We start from the raw sequence: 24,291 nt of genomic DNA, 5'->3' as shown, positions 1-24,291 counted from the left end.
CTCAGGCCAGTTTAATCATGATCATGCCGGCGAGCAGTAATACCAGCCCTATCCAGCCTTTATTGTTTAAACGCTGCCCGAACATAATCCAGCCTGCCGCCAGGGTGGCGGCAATACCGAAGCCACCCCACAGCGCATAGGCCACGGACAGATCGATGCCTTTCACCGCCTGCGACAGGGCGCTAAACGCCCCCAGAACCGCGGCAATCGATAACAGGCCGTAGGCTTTGCGACGAAAACCGTCGGAAAACTTCAGAAAGACGTTCGCAATAATTTCCAGAACGATGGCGAAAGCCAGCCAGGCCGCGTGGATCCATTCAAACTGCTGCATGGGTCTGCTCCTTCTGCTGTTTTGCCGGTTTGCGTGTACCCGATTTAATCAGCACGATACCCGCGACCAGGGTCGTCAGCCCGGCAATTTTCATTGTCGTCAGGGTTTCATCAAATAACATGACGCTAAACAGCGTAATCAATAAAATACCAACACCTTCCCACAATGCGTATGCCACGCCCAGCGCGATTTTTTTAACCGCGAAAGAGAGGAAAATATAGGAAAGCGTAATCATGACCAGCATCAAAATAAAACCGGTGCTGCCATCACTCACGCTCGCCCATTTCATCGACAAGGTGCCGGTAATTTCAGCGACGATCGCCAGAGCTAATAAAATCCAGTAAAACATGTTTTTTCTCCTGCTTGAGAATATAATCCATCGAGGCTCGCTGCGGACAGCAAACCAAAAAATTGGGAATTAAATCAGTTAGCTAAGCGCATAGCGCCAGCTCAGGCAGAAGACGTGACTATAGCGCGGAACGCCAGTGTTGCTCACCAGAAAGCAGGCAGAGGGAGGTTGAAAACAGAGCAGAGTTGTTTGAAAAATACGTCCTGAACAAATTGTCCATAAAATTACAATTATCCGCGGTGTTGCTTCTCGTCTTTGCGGATGAAAATTGTCCTCGGTAGTTGAACACGCCTGATTTGTATCATAAGCCAGGAATTTACTCAAAGCCTTTTCATTTCTTTACCCAGTCTGTTTGATTTTGGTTAGTTTTTTTAATCCGCTTTCCCCTCTATTATAAATAAAAAACTGTTCAGGAACGTCCATGGCCAAACCTATTATCACCCTCAACGGGCTTAAGATCGTCATCATGCTGGGCATGCTGGTGATCATTCTGACCGGCGTTCGTTTTGCGGCCGATATCATCGTGCCTTTTATCCTGGCGCTTTTTATCGCGGTGATCCTCAATCCACTGGTGCAGCGAATGGTGCGGCTGCGCATCCCGCGTGTGCTGGCGATAAGCCTGCTTATCAGTATTATTATCGTTGCGATGGTGCTGTTAGTCGCCTATCTGGGAACCTCCCTGAACGAGCTGGCGCGGACGCTACCGACATACCGCTCTTCCCTGGCGACCCCGCTGCTGCAAATTGAACCCTGGCTGCAACGCGCGGGTATCGAAGTCTCGGTTGAGGAACTGCTTAAATATATCGATCCGAATGCCGCCATGACGATTGTCACCAGCCTGCTGGCACAACTCTCCAACGCCATGACCTCGATTTTCCTGCTGTTCCTGACGGTTGTGTTTATGCTGCTGGAAGTTCCACAGCTGCCTGCAAAGCTCCAGCACATCATGGTGCGTCCGGTAGAGGGAATGGGCGCCATTCAGCGCGCGCTCGACAGCGTTTCACGCTATCTGGTGCTGAAAACGGCCATCAGCCTGGTGACGGGATTAGTGGTCTGGGGGATGCTCGCCGCGCTGGATGTGCGTTTTGCCTTTGTCTGGGGGCTGCTGGCCTTTGCGCTCAACTATATTCCTAACATCGGCTCCGTGCTGGCGGCGATCCCCCCTATCCTTCAGGTGCTGGTTTTCAGCGGTTTGTATGATGCCCTGATTCTGCTGGCAGGCTATCTGGTGATTAACCTTGTCTTCGGGAACATTCTCGAACCACGGATAATGGGACGCGGGCTGGGGCTTTCAACCCTTGTTGTGTTCCTGTCCCTGATTTTCTGGGGCTGGCTGCTCGGGCCTGTCGGCATGCTGCTCTCCGTTCCGCTGACAATTATTGTCAAAATTGGCCTCGAGCAGACCGCCGGTGGACAAAGTATCGCTGTACTGCTGAGCGACATGAGCCATAAGGCCGATTAATTGTCCATTGACAGCATGGGCTTGCCCGTTCTTCCCGCTTCGCGATAGTTGCCCACTGCCCGCTGCCATTCCGACAGCGGGTAGAGGGTGACATCGCTGCACTGGCTGGCGCGCAGTTTAGGCCAGATGCGCCGAAACTCCGCCTGCCACGCCTCAGCGCTCAGCGCGTCCAGATAGTTACGAATGTGAAACCACGCCACGCGCGGCAACGGCCGCTGCTGCCGGAAGGTCTGCCCGGAGAGTAGCCCGTAGCAGACAAAGGTGCCGGTTTCGGGCATCACGCTAAGGATCGTCTCCGCCAGACTGCCGCCCGTGGCGTCGTACACCACCTCCGCTTGCGCGGCGGCAGCGTTGACGGCGGTCGTATCATGTTGCGCAATCGGGACGATCCCCATTTCAGCCAGACGTTGAGCGTGCACGGGCGAACGATGGATCCCGTAAACCGCCTCCGCACCCGCCTGGCGTGCCCATTGCCCGAGCAGAACGGCGCAGTCAGAACCGGCAGCGGTGAGCAGCACCGTTTTCCCGACCGGAGGATAGCGGTCCAGCATCATCTGTGCGGCAAGCGGGTTGATATACGCCCGCGCGGCAAGTAGCGAGTCGACGTCGTCCGGGACGGGAACCGCATACGCCGCCGGGCAGTCGACATAGCGCTGCCAGGTTCCCTGCCCCCGTAACGGCAGGACCCGCTTGCCCAGCAGCGCCGGATAAGCGGCGGGCGTTTCGGTCACTATTCCGACCCCTTCATAACCGGCTATCGCAGGCAGCGGCGTGCGATGGCGATATGCCCCGGTGATGGGGATGAGATCGGAGGCGTTCACCGGGGAAAAAAGCATGCGCACACGTATCTCTCCCGGCTGTCGCGGCGACAATGGTGTAGTTTCCGCTTGCAGTACCGATTCAGGCTCACCAAACCGGCGATACCAGAGGGCCAGATTAAGCATTGCGATCGCGCCATCCCATTTCCGGTGCGACATGTTTCAGGATGGACTCGATCACATGTGCGTTGTATTCCACGCCCAGCTGATTCGGCACGGTAAGTAACAGCGTATCCGCTTCCGCGATCGCTTCATCCTTTTTCAACTGTTCAATCAGCTTGTCTGGCTCTGCGGCATAGCTGCGTCCGAAAATGGCCCGCGTTTTCTCATCCAGATAGCCCACGCTGTCGCTTTCATTGCGGCTTGAACCGAAATACATCCGGTCGCGATCGTCCATCAGGGCAAAAATACTGCGGCTGACCGAAACGCGTGGCTGACGGGTATGCCCTGCCTCAGCCCAGGCCTGTCGGTAGGCACGGATCTGTTTTGCCTGCTGAATATGGAACGGCTCGCCGGTTTCATCATCTTTCAGCGTTGAGCTTTGCAGGTTCATCCCCAGTTTTGCCGCCCATACTGCCGTTGCATTAGAGCCAGCCCCCCACCAGATACGATCGCGTAAGCCTTCTGAATGCGGCTCCAGACGCAACAATCCCGGCGGGTTTGGGAACATCGGCTGTGGGTTAGGCTTTGCAAACCCTTCACCGCGTAATACATCAAGCAGTACCTCAGTGTGGCGGCGCGCCATATCAGATTCGGTTTCCCCTTCCTGCGGCACGTAACCAAAATAACGCCAGCCATCAATCACCTGCTCCGGGGAACCCCGGCTGATACCAAGCTGTAATCGCCCGCCGGAGATGAGATCTGCCGCGCCAGCATCTTCCGCCATATACAGCGGATTTTCATACCGCATGTCGATCACGCCCGTCCCGATTTCGATGCGTTTGGTTTTCGCGCCTATTGCAGCCAGCAAGGGGAATGGCGAACTGAGCTGGCGGGCAAAGTGGTGCACACGGAAATAAGCCCCGTCCGCGCCCAGCTCTTCGGCTGCGACCGCCAGATCGATGGACTGTAGCAGCGTGTCAGCCGCGGTTCGCGTGCCGGACTGGGGTGACGGCGTCCAGTGACCAAACGACAAAAATCCAATCTTTTTCATAGTGGAGTATCCTGATAAAGCATTGCGTTATCCCTACTCTACGCATTAACGGATGAGAATAAATGGTGATTATTTAACGGAATGCTTCAAATAAACTGACAGAAAGACGCAAATCGCAGGCTGCCTTCCCGCAGAGGAGGCATTCTCCTGACATCTCATAATGGGATATAGTGTGAACTATTCTCTTTTTAACAGGTAACATCAGCAATGGCTCTGATCCCCAAAAACTACGCACGGCTGGAAAGCGGCTACCGTGAAAAAGCGCTAAAAATCTACCCCTGGGTTTGTGGACGCTGCTCGCGTGAGTTTGTTTATTCAAATCTTCGTGAACTCACGGTTCACCATATCGACCACGATCACACCAATAACCCGGAAGATGGCAGTAACTGGGAGCTGTTGTGCCTGTTTTGTCACGATCACGAGCACTCAAAGTACACCGAAGCGGATCAGTATGGCACCACCGTTGTCGCGGGTGAGGATGCGCAAAAAGACGTGGGTGTCGCCACGTTTAACCCCTTTGCCGATCTCAAGGCGATGATGGACAAGAAGAAGTAATATCGACGGCTTCACTGCCCATACCTGCCGTATGGGCACTTATATTCCTTAAACATTTCATTAAATACCCTTTCCGCCAGATTTGCCTCGCCGCCATTCTGAATATAACCCTCTTCCTCCTGCACCCGTACGACGTCACTCCTCGTTCCCCCTTGATCTTTGCTATCAATATACAATACTGTATATAAATACAGTATTTATTAACGGTGATCATAATGCAGTTTTTCACCCCACCTGGCGATACCAGAGCGAGCTGACCATGTTTGCACTGTGTGATGTGAACGCTTTCTATGCTTCCTGTGAAACGGTTTTTCGCCCGGACCTGAAGGGACGACCGGTGGTCGTGTTGTCCAATAACGATGGGTGCGTCATCTCTCGCTCCGCTGAAGCCAAACCCTTTGTGAAAATGGGTGAACCGTACTTCAAACAGAAAGATCGCTTCAGGCATCATGGCGTGGTTTGTTTCAGCAGTAATTATGAACTTTACGCGGATATGTCCAACCGGGTAATGAACACGCTTGAAGAGATGTCGCCTCGTAGCGAAATATACTCCATTGATGAGATCTTTTGCGATCTTACCGGGGTACGTAATTGTCGCGATCTTTCCGATTTTGGGCATGAAATGAGAGCGACCGTACTGCAACGCACCCATCTGACCGTCGGGGTGGGCATCGCACCCACAAAGACGCTGGCGAAACTGGCAAATCACGCGGCAAAACGCTGGCAGCGCCAGACGGGAGGCGTTGTTGATTTATCCAATGTGGATCGTCAGAGAAAGCTGATGGCGGCGCTACCCGTCGAAGACGTTTGGGGTGTAGGACGTCGCATAGCGAAGAAGCTTGAGATGATGGGGATTAAGACCGTCCTGCAACTGGCAGACACCGATATCCGGTTCATAAGAAAACATTTCAATGTCGTGCTGGAGAGAACGGTGCGTGAATTACGGGGCGAACCGTGTCTTGAACTGGAAGAGTTTGCCCCGGTAAAGCAAGAAATCGTCTGTTCGCGCTCGTTTGGCGAACGCATCACCGAATATGACGATGTACGCCAGGCCATCTGTAGTTATGCTGCCCGGGCAGCAGAAAAACTTCGCAATGAGCATCAGCATTGCCGATTTATCTCCGTATTTGTTAAAACCTCGCCCTTCGCGCTTAACGAGCCATATTATGGCAATAGCGCGTCGGTAAAACTGCTCACCCCAACCCAGGATAGCCGGGATATTATCGGCGCATCAGTTCGTTGTCTGGATGCGGTCTGGAAGAACGGCCATCGGTACCAGAAAGCCGGTGTGATGCTGGGAGATTTTTATAGCCAGGGCGTCGCGCAACTTAATCTGTTTGACGACAACGCACCCAGGAAAAACAGCCAAAAGTTAATGGATGTATTAGACCATCTGAATGCTGAAAATGGCCGTGGCACGCTTTACTTCGCGGGACAGGGTATTCAGCAGCCGTGGCAGATGAAACGGGAAATGCTTTCACCCCGCTACACAACCCGCTTTGCGGATCTCCTCACTGTTAAGTGATATTAACAATTGCTGCTAAGTTGTAAATTTCTCCTTGCCGGACCGGACAAATCGGTTATCGTGCCAGGCAACTTTCACAGCAATAAAAGACAGTGGGATGCGCTATGGCGGTTTTTGATGGTCACAATGACCTGTTGCTTAATTTATGGCTTCACCATCGCCAGGATCCGGTAACGGCCTTCTTCTCCGGCATTGAAAACGGACACCTCGATTATCCGCGCATGCAGCAAGGCGGATTTTCCGGCGGGCTGTTCGCGCTGTTCGTGCCGCCGCAGGAGTATATCGCCCGCATGGCGCCACAATACGCCTGCGAGCCGTGGCAGCCGGTCGACATTCTCTGGCAGCAGCTGACGATCCTTAAGCAGCTTGTCGCCCACTCCGACGGCCGGGCGCGATTGTGCCTGAGCGCGGCGGATATCGAACGCTGCCGTCAGGATAAGGTGCTGGCGATGGTGGCGCATATTGAGGGCGCGGGCGGTTTTGACGGCGAGGGAGGCGATCTACAGGCTTTCTATGCCGCCGGGGTGCGTAGCATTGGGCCTTTCTGGAACATTGCTAACCGTTTTGGCACCGGCGTTAACGGGGTGTTTCCCGGCAGCCCGGACAGCGGCCCAGGGCTTACCGCAGAGGGTATCGCCCTCATTAAGCACGCTAATGCCCTGAACATGCTGATTGACGTTTCGCATATGAATGAAAAGGCGTTCTGGGATACCGCTCGTCATTCCTCATCACCGCTGGTCGCCACCCACTCCAACGCCCATACGCTGTGCCCGCAACCGCGCAATCTGACCGATCGGCAGCTGCTGGCTATCCGCGACAGCGGCGGCGTGGCTGGCGTCAATTTCGGCAACGCGTTTCTGCGCGCCGACGGTAAACGCGATAGCGATACCCCGCTGAGTACGATTGTTCGCCATATCGACTATCTTATTAACATCATGGGTGACGATCATGTCGCGCTGGGCTCCGATTTTGACGGCATTACGTTGCCTGATGACCTACAAGATGTGAGTGGTTTACCACGGCTAATCAGCGCGTTGCGTGACAGCGGCTATGATCAATTTGTGCTGAATAAGCTGCTGTGGGGTAACTGGCAAAAGGTATTGCAAAATGTTTGGCAACAATAGGTTACGTTGTAAACATTAAGTTAATTCCTTACATCTTTCGGGTTGAGCTTTGCCCTCCTGTGACGCATTATTTGATGACCATCACAAAACTGGCACAAACAATGGCGTTGGTGCTGAATTTTAAAGAGGAAAAAACGATGTGGAAGAAACCTGCTTTTATTGATTTACGTCTTGGCCTGGAAGTGACCCTGTACATTTCCAACCGCTAATCGCTCTGCCCGCCATCCGTGCGGGCATTTTTGTTTGACTACCTGGCCCATCTTCATGTTTATTAAAGTCCTCGGTTCCGCCGCTGGCGGTGGTTTCCCCCAGTGGAACTGTAACTGCGCCAACTGTCAGGGTTTGCGCGACGGTACCCTTCAGGCGACCCCTCGCACCCAGTCGTCGATCATCGTCAGTGATAACGGCAAAGAGTGGGTGCTGTGTAACGCCTCCCCCGATATCAGCCAGCAGATTGCCCATACGCCAGAACTGAATAAGAAAGAGGTTCTGCGCGGCACGCATATTGGCGGCATTATTCTCACCGATAGCCAGATTGACCACACCACCGGGCTGCTCAGCCTGCGCGAAGGGTGCCCACATCAGGTATGGTGTACGCCGGAGGTGCATGAAGATCTTTCCAGCGGATTCCCGATTTTTACCATGCTCCGGCACTGGAACGGCGGCCTGATTCATCACCCGATTGCGCCGCTCACCGCCTTTAGCGTGGAAGCCTGCCCTGATTTGCAGTTTACCGCTGTCCCCATCGCCAGTAACGCACCGCCCTATTCGCCGTGGCGCGACCGCCCGCTGCCGGGGCATAACGTGGCGCTGTTTATCGAAAACCGCCGCAACGGTCAGACGCTGTTCTACGCACCGGGTCTCGGTGAACCCGATGACGCTATCCTGCCGTGGCTCAAAAAGGCGGACTGTCTGCTGATTGACGGCACCGTCTGGCAGGACGATGAACTCCAGGCCACCGGCGTCGGGCGCAATACCGGCCGCGACATGGGCCATCTGGCGCTCGGCGATGAACACGGCATGATGGCGCTGCTGGCCTCGCTGCCGGCAAAGCGCAAGATTCTGATCCACATTAATAACACCAACCCGATCCTTAACGAGCAGTCGCCGCAGCGTCACGCCCTTGCGCAGCAGGGAATAGAAGTGAGCTGGGACGGGATGAACATCACGCTTCAGGACTAACTATGCACATTCGCGAAACGCTCTCGCCGCAAGAGTTTGAGCACGCCCTTCGGGCGAAAGGCGCCTACTATCATATTCACCATCCGTACCATATCGCGATGCATAACGGCGAGGCCAGCCGCGAGCAGATCCAGGGCTGGGTGGCGAACCGGTTTTACTACCAGACGACGATCCCACTGAAAGACGCGGCAATTATGGCGAACTGCCCGGATCCGAACACGCGTCGCAAATGGGTGCAGCGGATCCTCGATCACGACGGCAGCAACGGTCATGACGGCGGTATCGAAGCCTGGCTACAGCTGGGCGAAGCCGTGGGGCTCAGCCGCGAGGACTTAATCAGCGAGCGCCACGTGCTGCCCGGCGTCCGTTTCGCCGTCGACGCTTACGTTAACTTCGCCCGCCGCGCCAACTGGCAGGAGGCTGCATGCAGTTCGCTCACCGAACTGTTCGCCCCGCAAATCCATCAGTCGCGTCTCGACAGCTGGCCACAGCACTACCCGTGGATCAAAGAGGAAGGCTATTTTTATTTCCGCAGCCGCCTCAGCCAGGCCAGCCGCGACGTTGAACACGGTCTGGAGCTGGCGAAGCGTTATTGCGATAGCGCGGAAAAGCAGAATCGGATGCTGGAGATCCTTCAGTTCAAACTCGATATCCTGTGGTCGATGCTCGACGCGATGACCATGGCCTACGCGCTACAGCGTCCGCCTTATCACACGGTCACCGACAAAGCGGCCTGGCACACAACCCGACTGGTATAAGCATGCAAAAAAACTCCACCGTCGCCTTTCGTCGCGGCTATCGCCTGCAATGGGAAGCCGCTCAGGACAGCCATGTCATCCTCTATCCGGAAGGCATGGCTAAACTCAATGAGACCGCCGCCGCGATCCTCGAACTGGTCGATGGCCAACGCGACGCGGCGGCCATCATTGCCATACTCAACGAACGGTTCCCGGAAGCCGGCGGCGTGGATGACGACGTCGTAGAATTCCTGCAAATTGCTTATCAACAGAAGTGGATTATTTTCCGTGAGCCAGAATAAACCTGCCGTTAATCCACCGCTGTGGCTGCTGGCGGAGCTGACCTATCGCTGTCCGCTACAGTGTCCTTACTGCTCTAACCCGCTGGACTTCGCCCGGCAGGATCAGGAGCTGACCACTGAACAGTGGATTGAGGTTTTCCGCCAGGCGCGGGCGATGGGCAGCGTGCAGATAGGTTTTTCCGGCGGCGAACCGTTGACGCGTAAAGATCTGCCGGAGCTGATCCGCGCCGCCCGCGATCTCGGTTTTTATACCAACCTGATCACCTCGGGAATTGGCCTGACGGAAAGCAAGCTCGACGCATTCAGCGAGGCCGGTCTGGACCATATCCAGATTAGCTTCCAGGCCAGCGATGAAGTGCTCAACGCTGCGCTGGCGGGGAATAAAAAAGCCTTCCAGCAGAAGCTGGCGATGGCCAAAGCGGTTAAAGCGCGCGATTACCCGATGGTGCTGAATTTCGTCCTGCACCGGCATAATATCGATCAGATCGATAAAATCATCGAACTGTGCATCGAGCTGGACGCCGACGACGTCGAACTTGCCACCTGCCAGTTCTACGGTTGGGCATTCCTTAATCGTCAGGGGCTTCTGCCGACGCGGGAACAGATTGCCCGCGCGGAACGCGTGGTTGCCGAATATCGGCAAAAAATGGCCGCCAGCGGCAATCTGACCAACCTGCTGTTCGTCACCCCCGATTATTACGAAGAGCGGCCAAAAGGCTGTATGGGCGGCTGGGGGTCGATTTTCCTCAGCGTGACCCCGGAAGGCACGGCGCTGCCCTGCCACAGCGCGCGCCAGCTGCCGGTGGAATTCCCCTCGGTGCTTGAGCAGAGCCTGGAATCCATCTGGTATGACTCTTTCGGCTTCAACCGCTATCGCGGGTTTGACTGGATGCCGGAGCCGTGCCGCTCCTGCGATGAAAAAGAGAAAGACTTCGGCGGCTGCCGCTGCCAGGCCTTTATGCTCACCGGGAATGCGGATAACGCCGATCCGGTGTGCAGCAAATCGCCGCATCATCATAAAATCCTCGAGGCGCGACGCGAAGCAGCCTGTAGTGATATGAAGATCGGTCAGCTTCAGTTTCGCAACCGAACCCGTTCTCAGCTTATCTATAAAACCCGGGAACTGTAACGATAATGACCATCCGCATCGTGGAACTGGCAGGCGGTTTACGCGCAACGCTGGTGCATCAGCCGCAGGCGACACGCGCGGCGGCGCTGGCGCGCGTGAGTGCCGGAAGCCATCACGAGCCACCGCGATTCGCCGGTCTTGCGCATTTACTTGAGCACCTGCTGTTCCGCGGTAGCCAGCGCTATCAGGGCGATGATCGACTCATGGCCTGGGTCCAGCGCCAGGGCGGCAACGTCAATGCCACCACGCTGGCTCGCCACAGCGCTTTTTTCTTCGACGTTGCCGCCGATAACCTGTCCGACGGCGTCGCGCGACTGCGGGATATGTTGCAGGCGCCGCTGCTTTCCCGGCAGGACATCCAGCGCGAAGTGGCGGTCATTGATGCGGAAAACCGGCTTATCCAGCAGCATGATGCCGCCCGGCGCGAAGCCGCGGCGCGCCACGCGATGGAACAACCGGAGGTTTTTCGCCGTTTTCAGGTTGGTAGCCATGATTCTCTGGGGCAAGACACGGGATCGCTGCACGCCGCGTTGCGCGACTTTCATCGCCGCTATTATGTGGCCGGACACCTGCAATTGTGGCTACAGGGACCGCAAACGCTGGATGCGTTAGCCGAGCTTGCCCATACGTTTTCGACAGGTTTTGCTTCAGGTGGCGTGCCTGAAGCCGCCCCCCCGTTACGCCTTAGCGCTGAAGCATATTATCAGCTGGCAGTGACGGAGCGACCCGCGCTGTGGCGCTGTCCGTTGATCCAAAAAAGTGACAACGTCACCTTGCTTCGGGAATTTTTGCTGGACGAGGCCCCCGGAAGCCTGATTGACGGGCTGCGGGCGCGCGGGCTGGCAGAAGAGGTATCGCTGGACTGGCTTTATCAGGATGACGATTACGGCTGGCTGGCGCTAACGCTTGACGGCGAACGGCCCGAGGCCATAGACGCGCAAATCACGCGCTGGCTGCGGGCCCTACAGCAAACGACGCAAGAGCAACAGCGGCATTATTATCGGCTGGCACAGCAGCGCTTTAACGCCCTGTCGGCCCTTGACCAGCTTCGCCAGCGGGCGTTTGGTTTTGCGCCCGGCGCGGCGCCGGTTGATTTTTCCGCCTTCTGTGCCGACTTACTGGCGGCGCCCACCTCATATCTGGCCTGCAAAAAAATGGAAGCCGCCGGGACAATTTCCAGCCAGGGATTTGCCCTGCCGCTTAGCCACTGGCGTCGCCAGCCGGTTGCGGATGAGAGCCCCACCGCGTTTTCCTTCTACCCGCAGGCTGCCCAATATTCTGCCCCAGCCCTGACGCCAGAAGCCGTTCCGCTGCTGCATTTACCGGCGCAGGCACAAGCGCCGACGCTGATCCTCCGCAGGCCTTTTTATTCGCGCGTAAGCGAGTCACAGGGAGTGGCGATCGGCAAACAATTACGCCCTCTTCTGGCTGAAATGCGCCATATCGGCGGCAGCGGCGAGTGGCAAACGGTTGACGGTAGCTGGCAGCTAACCCTGCGGCTTCCTGACGCCGTGGTGATGGCGGAACCCATCATCGGGGCGATAATCGATCGCCTCTCCCGCCCCACACCGGCTATTACGCCTGCGCCAGATGGCATTGCGATCCGTCAGTTGCTTAAGCAATTGCCTGAACGACTGGCATCGGAACCGTCACGGAATGGCTGGCTGGCGGCGTTAGCTGGCGGCAGCGCCGGACACGCGCACGGGTTAGCCCGGCAGCTTGGCCTGCTCCGGGCGCCGGTTAACGCTAAGCCGTTGCCGTTAAGCGATTGTCCCGGCGGGGTCGAACACATTCCGCACGCCAGCGAGGATTCGGCGCTGCTGGTGTTTATTCCCCTGCCGCCGGGTGCGTCGCTCGCCGCGCTGCGGCTGCTGGCGTTATGCTGCGAACCGCGATTTTTCCAGCGCCTGCGCGTGGAACAGCAGATTGGCTACGTGGTCAGCTGTCGTTATCAGCGTATTGCCGATCGCGATGGCCTGCTGCTGGCGTTACAGTCGCCTGATCGTTCTCCCGTGAACCTGTTGGGTTGCTGCAAACGATTTTTGCGAGAGCTGACGCTGTGCGATGAATCCGAGTTCAGCCTATTGCGACAGCAGCTGGCGACGCAGATCCGCTCACCGATGGATGCCAGCGCCACGGCAGTGGCCGCCCTGCGCCAGCGCTATGGTTTGCCGGTGTTAACGCCGCAGGCTATTGATGCCCTGCAACCTGACGAGATAGTCGCGCTATGGCGCGAGATGACTCGCCGTCGCCGTCGCTGGCGGGTGCTTTTCACGGGCTGACCGGAACCGCAGCTTTCTTCCTGTGCGTGGTTTTTAGTCAAAAAAAAGCCCCGTACTACGACGGGGCCAGGCTGTTTATTTCGCTGTTATTTATCCAGCGCGTAGGCAATCACGTAGTCACCACGATCCGGCGACTGGCGTGCACCGCCAGCAGAGATCAGAATGTACTGTTTGCCGGTTTTCGGTGATACATAGCTGATAGGTCCGCCCTGGCTACCCACCGGGAGACGCGCTTTCCACACTTCTTCCCCCGTAGAGGAATCAAAGGCGCGCAGGTAGTAATCCTGGGTTCCCGCAATGAAGACCAGACCGCCCTGCGTGGCCAGCGTACCGCCCAGCGTCGGCATACCGACAGGCATCTGCATACGCATTTTTACCCCAAACGGACCGGTATCCTGAACGGTACCGACCGGCACCTGCCAGACGATTTTCTGTGTTTTCAGGTCAATCGCAGAGAGAGAGCCAAACGGTGGTTTCTGGCACGGAATACCCAGCGGTGACATGAAACGGTTTTTGTTGACCGAATACGGCGTTCCTTTCATCGGAACAGCGCCCATACCGGCGTTCACGGCTTCACCGCCCGTGTTTGCCACTGCGCTTTGCGGATCTTGTTTAATCAGCTGGACCCACAGACCCAGACGCATGTCGTTGACGAAGATGTACTGGTTGTTCGGATCCGTGGACAGACTACCCCAGTTCATTCCCCCCAGCGAGCCCGGGAAGCTCAGGGAAATATCGGTTCCCGGCATCGTGTACAGACCGTCATAACGCATTGATTTGAAGCTGATACGACAGGCCAGCTGGTCAAACGGCGTCGCCCCCCACATATCCGATTCTTTCAGGGTTTCCGCGCCAATCTGCGGCATCCCCACAGAGCGCGGCTGCGTTGCCGGGTACTGTTCACGTGGAATATCCGCTGGTTTTACCGGAACCTCTTTCACTTCAGTGAGCGGTTTACCCGTCAGGCGATCTAGAACATAAATTTGCCCCGCTTTGGTGCCCACCACCACCGCGGGCTTGTTGCCCTCTTTTGTCGGGAAATCAACCAGGCTCGGCTGCATCGGGATATCGAAATCCCAGAGGTCGTTATGCACGGTCTGGTATACCCACTTCTCTTTCCCGGTAGTCGCATCCAGCGCGAGGATTGAGGTGGCGTATTTATGATCTTCCGGAATACGGTCAGCGCCCCACAGGTCGACGGAGGAACTCCCCATCGGGATAAACACGGTATTCATCGACGCATCCCAGGACATAGGGGCCCAGGAGTTTGCAGAGCTACGTTTGTAGTGTTCGCCCGGCTTCAGAACATAGTTCGGATCCGGATTACGCGGGTCGAACGCCCAGCGCAGCTGGCCGGTGATCACGTCATAACCACGTATAACGCCTCCCGGCATATCGGTGCTGACGTTATCCGCAACGCGGCCACCAACGACAACCGTCGTACCCGCCAGCGTCGGGGCCGACGTCAGCACGTAGGTGGGATCTGACGCGTCGCCCATCCCTTCATGCAGGTTAACGCTGCCGTTAGTACCGAAGTCCGGGCAGAATTTGCCGTTATCGGCGTCTAACGCGATCAGCTTACCGTCAATGGTATTCATCAGGATACGGCGCTGGCATGCAGCGCCCGGTGCGACCTGCGCTGGCAGAACCGGCGTGGAGCCCGCTACCGTTGGCTGTGCCAGCGGTTTGGTGGCATCAAAGTATGCCAGGCCACGGCAGCGCATCCAGATTGCAGATTTGGCGTTGATTTCCGCTTTCCAGATCTCTTTCCCACTATCGGCATCCACGGCGATCACGTTGTTATGCGGCGTACAGAGGAAGACACGATCGCCAACCTGTAGCGGCGTTTGCTGATCTTCTGCGCCATTGCCGTCCGGACTTTCCGGTACGTCACCGGTATGGTAGGTCCAGACCGGTTTCAGGTTTTTCACGTTGTCACGGGTTATCTGGTCCAGCGCCACAAAGCGACTACCGCCGGCCGTATTACCGTAGTGATCCCAGTTCTGCTGTTTCGCATCATCTTTTACCGGTACCAGCGGACGTTTTTCACCGCTAAACGGCACGGTCGGATGGGGTTGAAACATCTGAACAAAGGTGACGCCCATGGCGATAATAAGGACCGCGCAGACCCCCAGAGCCCCTTTTGCGCAGGACGGTTTTCCTTCACGTTTACGCAATGCAGGCCAGGTGGCAGCTGCCAGCACCATCAGCCCGGCGGGTACCATTAAACGGGAAACCAGCGGCCAGAAGTCGAGCCCGGCATCGAAAAATGCCCAAATCAGGGTGCCAAGAAACACCAGGGCAAACAGCCCCACGGCAGAGGACTTGCGGCGGAAGAACTGAATCGCAGAGAGCAGAGTGATAACCCCGGCGATGAGAAAATACCAACTCCCCCCCAGGGAAACCAGTTTAAAACCGCCGATAGCAAAAAAGAGCCCCGTTACAAGAAGTATCACACCCACCAGCAGGCACCACGGGCCTAACCAGCCGGATGAGCGGGGATTATTGTCTGACATAAAAATGAATCTCCTGATTACTTTATAACAGCAGGGTTTTATTGACTGCCACGATGCTAAAACCCTGCGTAACATCAATTGTTCGTGTGCGAATCATAAATTAAAATTATAATGTAGACAAAATGTATTCTGTCGGAAGAAAAGAAAACTCACTAAAGTGCAGGAACATAACAAAATAAAAAAAATGGGATATCACTCTGTAATTCGCCAATACCAGAATATTTGACCAGTCAGTTCCGGCTTATGCGATGAATATCAGGTTTGCCGACAAGACAGCCCAGGTGACGTAAGATTTTTGCATGATGAGAATTAACTTATTGCCTATTAATTAAGCTTCACAAACACGATCAGCTCGCGGATTTCACGATATACGTCACTACACCAAAGATATCGAGCGTATCGTCGCTGCCGACAATAATCGGTGAATAGGCGCTGTTCATGGGGTTGAGTTGAATATTGGGACGCAGCTGGAGGCGCTTCACGGTAAATTCGCCCTCTACCGCCGCAATCACGATATCGCCATGCTCAGGCTTGCGGGAACTGTCCACCACCAGCAAATCACCGTTATTGATCCCCCCTTCTATCATCGAGTCACCGGCGGCTTTGACAAAGTAAGTGGAGCTGGGATGGGCCACTAATAACTCGTTTAAATCGATACGCCGCTCTACATAATCCGCTGCCGGGCTGGGGAAGCCGCACTGTACTAAGTCGCTGAAAAGTGGAATAGCAACGATTTCACGCAACTCTGCGGGTCTGAAAAAGATCATGATAAACACCTCCATACTGTTTTTATATACAGTAGTTTTAACTGAGGTATCGATCAAGCCATGTCAGCGTAAGCGGCTGGCTACGCCTTAACCGCTTCGCTTATAACCCCCTATAGCAATGAAGATTATTTGTTTTGTAAATTTTTACGCACAGACAAGCGTAACGCGTCATAAAACTTCACTACGCAATGACTTTCACATGACTATAAAAACAAAACAAAGTAACCACAAATCACTCCACATACACTATACGTTGACTTTATATTTAGACTAGCGCATATTTTACAGCACAAATTAACAAGACAATTTTTGGAGGACGTTTTCTATGCCCGCCCGTGATTATCCCGATAAGCGTGTTGCTCGCGGTGTCGCAAAGGAGGCCGAACTCAGGATGTTAAGTGCGCGCATCGATCCTGCGCTGATGGAGTACATCCGCATTACTGCGTATGAAACACGGAAAAGTAAGCAGGAAATCGTGGCAGAAGCGTTAGCGCTTCACCGCCAAAGAAGTCAGATTGGATCATAAACAGCAAAAGCCCGAAAAATCCTCCGGGCTTTTGCTGGTATCGGGATTACCCCACCAGAGAATTTAACGTCTCCAGCGCCTCAGGCGGCAATACCAGATCGACTGCCGCCAGGTTTTCACGCAGATGCGCCACCGATGAGGTTCCCGGGATCAAGAGGATATTTGGCGAGCGTTGCAGCAGCCATGCCAGCGCCACCTGCATCGGCGTCGCGCCCAGTGAATCCGCCACCGCCTGTAGTCCGGAAGATTGCAGTGGCGTGAAACCACCCAGCGGGAAGAACGGCACCCAGGCAATCCCCTGCTGCGCCAGCGAATCAACCAGCGCATCGTCACCGCGATTCACAACGTTGTACATGTTCTGTACGCACACCACGGAAACCATCTTCTGCGCTTCAGCAACCTGCGAAGCGGTGACGTTGCTCAGCCCAATATGACGAACCAGCCCCTGCTGTTGCAGCTCCGCAAGGGTGCTCAGCGGCGCGGCAATCGAGCCTTCCGCCGGTCCGTGGGCGCTAAACATGATCCGCAGGTTAACCACGTCCAGCACATCCCGCTTCAGGTTACGCAGGTTATCATGCACCGCCTGCGTCAGCTCCTGCGCGGAAAACGCCGGCAGCCAGGAGGCATCCTCGCCGCGTCGGGCTCCGATCTTGGTCACAATCGTAAGGTCGTCCCGGTACGGATGAAGCGCCTCGCAGATAAGCTGGTTGGTCACATGAGGTCCGTAAAAATCGCTGGTATCAATGTGATTCACACCCAACGCCACCGCTTCACGCAGCACTGCCAGCGCCGCATTTTTATCTTTTGGCGGACCAAAAACGCCAGGCCCGGCAAGCTGCATCGCGCCATAGCCAAATCGTTTAACCGTACGCGTTCCGAGCGTGAACGTTCCGCTTTTATCTATGCTGCTCATGCTGACCTTCCTCATAAAAAATGATCCGGATTTACAACAGGTTCCGCAACGAAACCATTAGTTAAGCAATAGTAAAATTAAAGTTTAAATTCGCTACGACGATAGTATTGATGTAACCCTGCCTCTTCTCTTACGGATGACCGCCATGCTGAAAAATCTGCACGTGATTACCGGTATTATCTTTGCCCTCACCATATTCTGTCTGCTGCAAGTTGTCACGGGAGGGTTGTTCTACTCTGCCGTTAACAACGATCGTCACAACTTTCAGAACTCCGGGTTACTCAATGCCCAACAGGAAAGCCTGAGCGACAGCGTTAACACGCTGGTGAAAACGCGCGTTACCGTTACCCGCGTGGCGATCCGCTACCTGAAAAACCAGCGCGATCCGGCCTCTCTCGCGGCGATCAACACGCTGCTGGGCACCGCCAACGGTTCGCTGGCCAAAGCCGAAGACTATTACAAAAACTGGCTGGTTATTCCGCAGGTGAAGGGCCAGAATGCCGCGCTCACCGAAGAGATGCAGAAAGCCTGGAAGCAAATGCACGAGGTGATGCGCTTGTCCATTGAGTATCTGCGCGCAGATAACTATCAGGCCTATGGCGACCTGGACGCCCAGCAGGCGCAGGATGAGATGGAGGCGGTCTATACCCGCTGGCGCGCTGAAAACAACGTTCTGCTGAAAGCCGCCGCCGAAGAGAACCAGAGCAGCTTTACCCAGATGCAGTGGACGCTGGCGGCGATCTTCCTGACCGTGATCGCCGTGCTGGTGGTGATCTGGCAGGGTTTACAGCACCTGCTCCTGAAACCGCTCAACGCCATCATGAACCATATTCGCACCATCGCGAGCGGCGATCTGACGCAAAATGTCGCGATTACCGGGCGCAACGAGATGGGCCAGCTGGCTGCTGGTCTGCACGAGATGCAGCAGTCGCTGGTGAGCACCGTCAGCGCCGTGCGCGGCAGCACAGATTCTATCTACACGGGCGCAGGAGAAATTGCCGCCGGAAGTAACGACCTTTCCGCCCGAACCGAGCAGCAGGCAGCCTCGCTGGAAGAGACCGCCGCCAGCATGGAAGAGCTGACTGCCACGGTGAAACAGAACTCGGATAACGCCCGCCAGGCGACGCTGCTGGCGAAGAATGCGTCTGAAACCGCCGCACGCGGCGGTCAGGTGGTGGATAACGTGGTGCGTACCATGAATGACATTGCCGACAGTTCTCAGCAAATTGCGCATATCACCGGCGTTATCGATAGTATTGCCTTCCAGACCAATATTCTCGCGCTCAACGCGGCGGTTGAAGCCGCCCGTGCCGGGGAACAAGGTCGCGGCTTTGCGGTCGTGGCAGGTGAAGTACGGACGCTGGCCAGCCGCAGCGCGCAGGCGGCAAAAGAGATCAAAGGGCTTATCGAGAACTCTGTCAGCCGGGTGAATACCGGCTCGGAACAGGTGAGCGAGGCGGGTGCGACCATGAAAGAGATCGTCGCGGCCGTGACGCGCGTAACCGATATTATGGCTGAGATTTCCTCGGCGTCTGACGAGCAGAGCCGCGGTATAGAGCAGGTCAGCCTGGCGGTCTCGCAGATGGACAGCGTCACGCAGCAAAACGCCGCGCTGGTACAGGAGTCGGCAACGGCGGCGGCGGCGCTGGAAGATCAGTCTGAACAGCTGCGTCAGGCCGTGGCGGCATTCCGGCTGAACGCTCAGGCATCGCCGGCGGCTCGCCCTAAAAACGTGAAAACGCCCGTACTGCTGCGCCCGTCAGCGGCAGGCGCGAATACAGCTGACGCGAACTGGGAAACCTTCTGAGTGACAGGCGGGCATATCGCCCGCCTTCATGATTAGCGGCTGCGCTTGGCGTGGCGTTCCCAGTTATCTCGCTTCGCATCCTCTGACTTACGCAACGAGACATAGCATGCTCCGCTGCCGCCGTGATGCGGCTGCGCTTCGCAAAAGGCCTGTACTTCGTCGAACTCGGTCAACCAGCGCGCAAGATAGCTGCGCACTACGTTAGGGTGCGACTGCTGTTCACGCCCTTTACCATGCACGATGATCAGGTTGCGTAGCCCGTCACGTCCGGCCTGGCGAATAAAGGAATAGACCAGCTGGCGGCATTGCTCCGCAGGCTGGCGTAACAGCGTTAAGCTGGCCTGACGGGAATATTTGCCGGAACGCAGCTTATCAAATACCCCCTGCTGTACCCCTTCACGCTGGAACATCAGCGGCTCGTCAAGGGGCAACAGTTCCAGAAACCCCAGCGTCAGAAAGTTATCGAGCTGCTCAGTATCTATTTCCTGACGCGCCCGCGTGTTGCGGCTCTGCTGCCAGTGAATATCCGCGCAGCGTTTGAGCGGCTGGACATCCTCCATGGCGTCAAGAAAAAGTGATTTGTCGTCAGGGTTCATGGAAATCCTCCGGCTACATCTGAGTGATGTACTATACCTGCGCCCGTTGCGGGTCTCAATCACCCGGGCACGGGTACAAATAATGGCTTAAGGAACAGATAATCGCAGACGCAATAAATTTAATCTAACCTTAACTTAAATTTCAGCCGTAATTAATTAAATAAATACGTTAAAAAATCGTGAAATCAATCACTCAACGTCCTTCTCTTTTAAGAAAAAGCTGTTATAACTTAATAAACCTGCCCAATGGATAATGCATGTAGGATCCGCGAAAGGATGCACGACTGTGTGTTCTGTGGAGTCTGTCTGATGTCGGGCAGACTCTATTTTTTATTGTTGTTATTTTTATTAAATTAATTTCCTGGCCTCTCTTCGAAACTGCGTGATTAATGATTCGGCAAGCGGTGTCTGGCGAGAATCACGACGCTGAATTAAATAATATGCCGCTTTAGGCAGGGTTTCGACAACCGGCAGCATTATCAGACGGTGCGCCAGAAGCGGATCGCAGCCCAGCTCCTGCGGTAAAATGCTGATGAAATCGCTTTGTGCGACGAGGCTAATACAGGAGGAAAAGGTCTCACAGACAACGCCAATTCGCGGTATTTGAGAGCGATGGTTAAAAGTATCCTGCAACTGCTTATAATAACTTCCCCGGGGCGTAGGCATCGTCCAGTTATATTGCAGAAGCTCATTAATTGAGGTCGCCCCTGTCGCCGGATGTCCTGCCCGACAAAATACGGCAAAAGGCTTTTCGAACAGCTTTTCAAACGTAAATTCGTGATCGTACGGCCCCTGATAATAGGTATTGATGGTAAAGTCCAGCTCACCCTGACGTAATTCATTAATCATCGACACCAGCTGGCCTTCCATAATCCGAACGTTGACCTGAGGATGCTGCGCATGAAAACGCGTAATGACGGCTGGCATCAGGCTGCGTGAAATGCTGGCTCCCATCCCAATATTGATCTGCCCGGCGAGTTCGCCCTGCCGCTGGCGGATGTCATCCTGCGCCGCGCGTAGCTCTTCCAGAATCAAATTAGCGCGGTGATAAAATCCTTCCCCGCACTCGGTCAGCGCGACGCCTTTACTCCTGCGCACAAACAGCTGGGCCGCCATACCCTCCTCCAGCTCTTTAATGGATTTGGTCAGCGCGGGCTGCGAAAGATTAAGCGTCCGGCTGGCGCCGCGAATACTGCCCTGTCGCGCCACCTCGACAAACGCCCTGATTTGATGAAATTTAATCTGAAATGACATAACGCAACCGATAACCGTTGTTTATCAGAGTAAAGAAACTGTCATCTACTTTAATGGAAACGGATGTGCGAGGGTAATTCCTGAACGGTTAAAACTGTGAAAAAACGATTAGTGATAAGTAAAAACTATCACAGCGTGAAGCAGTTCACATATTTTAATGATGACAGGAAAAGATATGAACGCACTGGCGCAGTACATCCAGACATTAGCCCCACAAATGAGCGCATGGCGTCGCGATTTCCACCATTTCGCGGAATCCGGTTGGGTGGAGTTTCGCACTGCGGCAAAAGTGGCGGAGATCCTCGCCTCACTGGGTTACGAGCTGGCGATGGGACGCGACGTGGTCGACGCCGAAAGCCGTATGGGACTGCCCGATGACGCCACCCTTTCGCGAGAGTTTGCCCGCGCCCGGGCGCAGGGCGCGCCGGAGAAATGGCTGGCGCCGTTTGAGGGCGGGTTCACCGGCATTGTCGCGACCCTGAATACCGGCCGCCCGGGCCCAACCCTGGCGTTTCGCGTGGACATGGACGCCCTTGATTTAAGCGAAGCGCTCGACGACAGCCATCGCCCGTTCCGCGACGGGTTTGCCTCCTGCAATCCGGGAATGATGCACGCCTGTGGCCACGACGGGCATACCACCATTGGTCTGGGGCTCGCGCAGGTGCTTAAGCAGCATGAAGCGCAGCTCAACGGCACCATCAAACTGATCTTCCAGCCTGCCGAAGAGGGTACGCGCGGCGCGCGCGCTATGGTCGCCGCAGGCGCGCTGGACGGCGTAGACTACTTTACCGCCATTCATATCGGAACCGGCGTTCCGGAAGGGACAGTGATCTGCGGCAGCGATAACTTCATGGCGACCACCAAATTTGACGTGCGCTTTACCGGAGTCGCCGCACACGCTGGCGGTAAACCGGAAGAGGGCCGTAACGCCCTGCTTGCTGCTGCCCAGGCCGCTATCGCGCTGCATGGCATCGCGCCACACAGCGAAGGCGCGTCCCGGGTTAACGTCGGGGTCATGCAGGCGGGCAGCGGACGCAACGTGGTTCCGGCTGATGCGTTACTTAAGGTTGAAACCCGCGGCGAAAGCGAGGCCATTAATCAGTATGTCTTTGAGCGCGCGCAGGCGGTAATTACCGGCGCGGCGGCGCTCTATGGCGTAACAGCCGGGATAAACCTGATGGGGGCGGCGACCTCCAGCGTCCCTTCCCCGGCCTGGGTCGATTATCTGCGCGAGCAGGCAAGCCAGGTGCCCGGTGTGACTCATGCCATTAATAAGGTCAAAGCGCCTGCGGGCTCCGAAGACGCCACGCTAATGATGGCCCGCGTGCAGCAGAACGGCGGCATGGCCTCGTATATGGTTTTCGGCACCCAGCTGAGCGCCGGACATCACAACGAAAAATTCGATTTTGATGAGCAGGTGATGAACGTTGCCATCGAAACGCTGGCGCGAACTGCGCTTAATTTCCCGTGGACGCAAGGTGTGTAATGCAGGAGAACTACGCTTTTATCGCTGATGCCATCGACACGCGATGTCAGACGTTTACCGATATTGCCGATGACATCTGGGATCATCCCGAAACGCGCTTTGAAGAGTTCTGGTCCGCCGAACGCCTCGCCAGCGCGCTGGAAGCCGAGGGCTTTACCCTGACGCGGGAAGCCGGAGGCATTCCCAACGCCTTTATTGCCAGCTACGGCAGCGGCAAGCCCGTTATCGCCCTTCTGGGCGAATACGATGCCCTGGCCGGGCTAAGCCAGCAGGCACACTGCGCGACGGCGCAATCCGCCACCCCGGGGGCGAACGGCCACGGCTGCGGGCATAACCTCTTAGGCACGGCTGCCTTTGCCGGGGCGGTGGCGGTGAAAAGCTGGCTGGAACAGCACGGCGGCAGCGGAACGGTGCGTTTTTACGGCTGTCCCGGCGAGGAAGGCGGCTCCGGTAAAACCTTTATGGTGCGTGAAGGATTATTTGACGACGTGGACGCTGCCGTGACATGGCACCCGGAAGCCTTTGCCGGGATGTTTAACGTCAGCACGCTGGCCAATATTCAGGCCGCCTGGCGGTTTAAGGGGATCGCCGCCCATGCCGCTAACTCCCCACATCTGGGACGCAGCGCGCTGGATGCCGTGACGTTGATGACCACCGGCACAAACTTCCTCAACGAACACATCATTGAAAAAGCGCGCGTTCATTACGCCATCACCGATACCGGCGGAATTTCGCCTAACGTGGTGCAGGCCCAGGCCGAGGTGCTGTACCTGATCCGCGCCCCGGAGATGGCCGATGCGCAGCAGATCTACGCGCGCATCGAGAAAATCGCCCAGGGCGCGGCGATGATGACCGAAACCACCGTCGAGTGCCGCTTTGATAAAGCCTGCTCCAGCTATCTGCCGAACCGAACGCTCGAAGCGGCGATGTACCGCGCATTGCAGCATTACGGCACGCCGGCCTGGACGGAAGAGGAACGCGAATTTGCCCGTAAAATCCGCGCTACGCTCACGGCAAACGACCTGCAAAACAGCCTGAAAAACATTGCCGCAACGGGGGCCGAAGAAGGAAAAGCGTTTGCCCGACGCCATCAGGAGACGCTGCTGGTGGATGAAGTTGCCCCTTACGCCATCACCGATAACGTACTGGCAGGCTCCACCGATGTGGGAGATGTCAGCTGGAAGATGCCTGTCGCACAGTGCTTTAGCCCCTGTTTTACCGTGGGCACCCCGCTGCATACCTGGCAATTAGTGGCGCAGGGGCGTACCTCTATTGCCCATAAAGGCATGTTGCTGGCCGGAAAAGTGATGGGCGCGACCGCGCTGCATCTGCTTCAGGATGCCGAACTGTTGCGAAAATGCCGGGAAGAGTTCGAACAACACATAACAGAAAAACCGTACGAGTGTCCGATCCCGCAGGGCGTGACACCGTCGCCTTTAAAATAAAAAACACAACAACACAACAACAGTCCCGAGGA

23 protein-coding genes are annotated in these 24,291 nt (G+C 55.9%); 14 read left to right on the top strand and 9 right to left on the bottom strand.

Features of this window, described 5'->3' with window-relative positions; translation table 11 throughout:
- Position 1: 1 nt before the first annotated feature.
- A complete protein-coding gene (mdtI, locus tag SK47_RS09415; RefSeq protein WP_003857463.1) occupies positions 2 to 331 on the bottom strand; it encodes a multidrug/spermidine efflux SMR transporter subunit MdtI in 330 nt (109 codons plus the stop codon).
- On the bottom strand, positions 318 to 680 hold the full coding sequence (mdtJ, locus tag SK47_RS09410) for a multidrug/spermidine efflux SMR transporter subunit MdtJ (protein WP_003857465.1): 363 nt from the start codon (positions 678 to 680) through the stop codon (positions 318 to 320). The genes mdtI and mdtJ overlap by 14 nt, the downstream gene beginning before the upstream one ends.
- Positions 681 to 1,101: 421 nt before the next feature.
- Here mdtJ and SK47_RS09405 point away from each other — a divergent pair, with 421 nt between their 5' ends.
- Positions 1,102 to 2,142, top strand: a complete 1,041-nt coding sequence (locus tag SK47_RS09405; RefSeq protein ID WP_003857467.1) for an AI-2E family transporter — start codon at positions 1,102 to 1,104, stop codon at positions 2,140 to 2,142.
- Here the strand turns inward: SK47_RS09405 and SK47_RS09400 are convergent.
- Together SK47_RS09400 and SK47_RS09395 are read right to left on the bottom strand one after the other, a co-directional pair.
- A complete protein-coding gene (locus tag SK47_RS09400) occupies positions 2,139 to 3,086 on the bottom strand; it encodes a zinc-dependent alcohol dehydrogenase family protein (protein WP_017384558.1) in 948 nt (315 codons plus the stop codon). The two genes, SK47_RS09405 and SK47_RS09400, sit on opposite strands and share 4 nt — an antisense overlap.
- On the bottom strand, positions 3,079 to 4,113 hold the full coding sequence (locus tag SK47_RS09395; RefSeq protein WP_048243989.1) for an LLM class flavin-dependent oxidoreductase: 1,035 nt from the start codon (positions 4,111 to 4,113) through the stop codon (positions 3,079 to 3,081). Before SK47_RS09395 ends, SK47_RS09400 begins: the two co-directional genes overlap by 8 nt.
- A gap of 207 nt (positions 4,114 to 4,320) precedes the next feature.
- Between SK47_RS09395 and yajD the strand changes: the two genes are divergently transcribed.
- The 9 genes from yajD (at position 4,321) to pqqF (ending at position 12,949) form a co-directional block, all read left to right on the top strand.
- On the top strand, positions 4,321 to 4,668 hold the full coding sequence (gene yajD, locus SK47_RS09390; protein ID WP_003857471.1) for an HNH nuclease YajD: 348 nt from the start codon (positions 4,321 to 4,323) through the stop codon (positions 4,666 to 4,668).
- Between the two features lie 259 nt (positions 4,669 to 4,927).
- A complete protein-coding gene (locus SK47_RS09385; protein ID WP_003857473.1) occupies positions 4,928 to 6,193 on the top strand; it encodes a Y-family DNA polymerase in 1,266 nt (421 codons plus the stop codon).
- Positions 6,194 to 6,297: 104 nt separating this feature from the next.
- Positions 6,298 to 7,317: a dipeptidase gene (locus tag SK47_RS09380; RefSeq protein ID WP_048243987.1), complete on the top strand. Its 1,020-nt coding sequence runs from the start codon at positions 6,298 to 6,300 to the stop codon at positions 7,315 to 7,317.
- 137 nt (positions 7,318 to 7,454) lie between these two features.
- The gene (gene pqqA / locus SK47_RS23900; protein ID WP_002905689.1) at positions 7,455 to 7,526 is read left to right on the top strand and encodes a pyrroloquinoline quinone precursor peptide PqqA; all 72 of its coding nucleotides are present in this window, start codon (positions 7,455 to 7,457) and stop codon (positions 7,524 to 7,526) included.
- A 55-nt stretch (positions 7,527 to 7,581) separates the two neighbouring features.
- On the top strand, positions 7,582 to 8,499 hold the full coding sequence (gene pqqB / locus SK47_RS09375) for a pyrroloquinoline quinone biosynthesis protein PqqB (protein ID WP_003857504.1): 918 nt from the start codon (positions 7,582 to 7,584) through the stop codon (positions 8,497 to 8,499).
- A 2-nt stretch (positions 8,500 to 8,501) separates the two neighbouring features.
- On the top strand, positions 8,502 to 9,257 hold the full coding sequence (gene pqqC / locus SK47_RS09370; protein ID WP_045894570.1) for a pyrroloquinoline-quinone synthase PqqC: 756 nt from the start codon (positions 8,502 to 8,504) through the stop codon (positions 9,255 to 9,257).
- 2 nt (positions 9,258 to 9,259) lie between these two features.
- Positions 9,260 to 9,538, top strand: a complete 279-nt coding sequence (pqqD, locus tag SK47_RS09365) for a pyrroloquinoline quinone biosynthesis peptide chaperone PqqD (protein ID WP_048243985.1) — start codon at positions 9,260 to 9,262, stop codon at positions 9,536 to 9,538.
- Complete coding sequence (gene pqqE, locus SK47_RS09360; protein WP_047055244.1) at positions 9,525 to 10,667, top strand: pyrroloquinoline quinone biosynthesis protein PqqE; 1,143 nt, start codon at positions 9,525 to 9,527, stop codon at positions 10,665 to 10,667. The genes pqqD and pqqE overlap by 14 nt, the downstream gene beginning before the upstream one ends.
- Before the next feature lie 5 nt (positions 10,668 to 10,672).
- Positions 10,673 to 12,949, top strand: a complete 2,277-nt coding sequence (gene pqqF / locus SK47_RS09355) for a pyrroloquinoline quinone biosynthesis protein PqqF (protein ID WP_048243983.1) — start codon at positions 10,673 to 10,675, stop codon at positions 12,947 to 12,949.
- A gap of 86 nt (positions 12,950 to 13,035) precedes the next feature.
- Here pqqF and SK47_RS09350 read toward each other — a convergent pair whose 3' ends face one another.
- Positions 13,036 to 15,465 carry a glucose/quinate/shikimate family membrane-bound PQQ-dependent dehydrogenase gene (locus SK47_RS09350; RefSeq protein ID WP_003857512.1) on the bottom strand — a complete coding sequence of 810 codons (2,430 nt, stop codon included), beginning with the start codon at positions 15,463 to 15,465 and terminating at the stop codon, positions 13,036 to 13,038.
- Positions 15,466 to 15,812: 347 nt separating this feature from the next.
- Positions 15,813 to 16,232: a translesion error-prone DNA polymerase V autoproteolytic subunit gene (locus tag SK47_RS09345; protein ID WP_003857514.1), complete on the bottom strand. Its 420-nt coding sequence runs from the start codon at positions 16,230 to 16,232 to the stop codon at positions 15,813 to 15,815.
- Between the two features lie 325 nt (positions 16,233 to 16,557).
- Here SK47_RS09345 and SK47_RS09340 point away from each other — a divergent pair, with 325 nt between their 5' ends.
- Positions 16,558 to 16,758, top strand: coding sequence for a hypothetical protein (locus SK47_RS09340; protein ID WP_003857516.1), 201 nt, complete (start codon positions 16,558 to 16,560; stop codon positions 16,756 to 16,758).
- A gap of 46 nt (positions 16,759 to 16,804) precedes the next feature.
- Here the strand turns inward: SK47_RS09340 and SK47_RS09335 are convergent, their stop codons facing one another.
- Positions 16,805 to 17,671 carry an aldo/keto reductase family oxidoreductase gene (locus SK47_RS09335; RefSeq protein WP_022651043.1) on the bottom strand — a complete coding sequence of 289 codons (867 nt, stop codon included), beginning with the start codon at positions 17,669 to 17,671 and terminating at the stop codon, positions 16,805 to 16,807.
- A gap of 145 nt (positions 17,672 to 17,816) precedes the next feature.
- On the opposite strand from SK47_RS09335, the gene SK47_RS09330 reads away from it, so the two are divergent.
- Complete coding sequence (locus SK47_RS09330) at positions 17,817 to 19,478, top strand: methyl-accepting chemotaxis citrate transducer (RefSeq protein ID WP_023314051.1); 1,662 nt, start codon at positions 17,817 to 17,819, stop codon at positions 19,476 to 19,478.
- Between the two features lie 32 nt (positions 19,479 to 19,510).
- On the opposite strand, the gene smrA is transcribed toward SK47_RS09330, so the two are convergent.
- Together smrA and SK47_RS09320 are read right to left on the bottom strand one after the other, a co-directional pair.
- Positions 19,511 to 20,074 carry a DNA endonuclease SmrA gene (gene smrA, locus SK47_RS09325; protein WP_003857522.1) on the bottom strand — a complete coding sequence of 188 codons (564 nt, stop codon included), beginning with the start codon at positions 20,072 to 20,074 and terminating at the stop codon, positions 19,511 to 19,513.
- 348 nt (positions 20,075 to 20,422) lie between these two features.
- Positions 20,423 to 21,328, bottom strand: coding sequence for a LysR family transcriptional regulator (locus tag SK47_RS09320; RefSeq protein WP_003857524.1), 906 nt, complete (start codon positions 21,326 to 21,328; stop codon positions 20,423 to 20,425).
- Positions 21,329 to 21,503: 175 nt separating this feature from the next.
- Here SK47_RS09320 and SK47_RS09315 point away from each other — a divergent pair, with 175 nt between their 5' ends.
- Both SK47_RS09315 and SK47_RS09310 read left to right on the top strand, forming a co-directional pair.
- Positions 21,504 to 22,814 (top strand): M20 family metallo-hydrolase, encoded by a 1,311-nt coding sequence (locus SK47_RS09315; protein WP_048243981.1) that lies wholly within the window; start codon positions 21,504 to 21,506, stop codon positions 22,812 to 22,814.
- Complete coding sequence (locus SK47_RS09310; RefSeq protein ID WP_048243979.1) at positions 22,814 to 24,259, top strand: M20 family metallopeptidase; 1,446 nt, start codon at positions 22,814 to 22,816, stop codon at positions 24,257 to 24,259. The genes SK47_RS09315 and SK47_RS09310 overlap by 1 nt, the downstream gene beginning before the upstream one ends.
- Positions 24,260 to 24,291: the final 32 nt, after the last annotated feature.

This window comes from Enterobacter sp. BWH52, assembly GCF_001037565.1.
Lineage (GTDB): Bacteria > Pseudomonadota > Gammaproteobacteria > Enterobacterales > Enterobacteriaceae > Enterobacter > Enterobacter hormaechei_C.
Note: the sequence above shows the minus strand (reverse complement) of the source record. Positions and strands in the feature narration are given on the sequence as shown.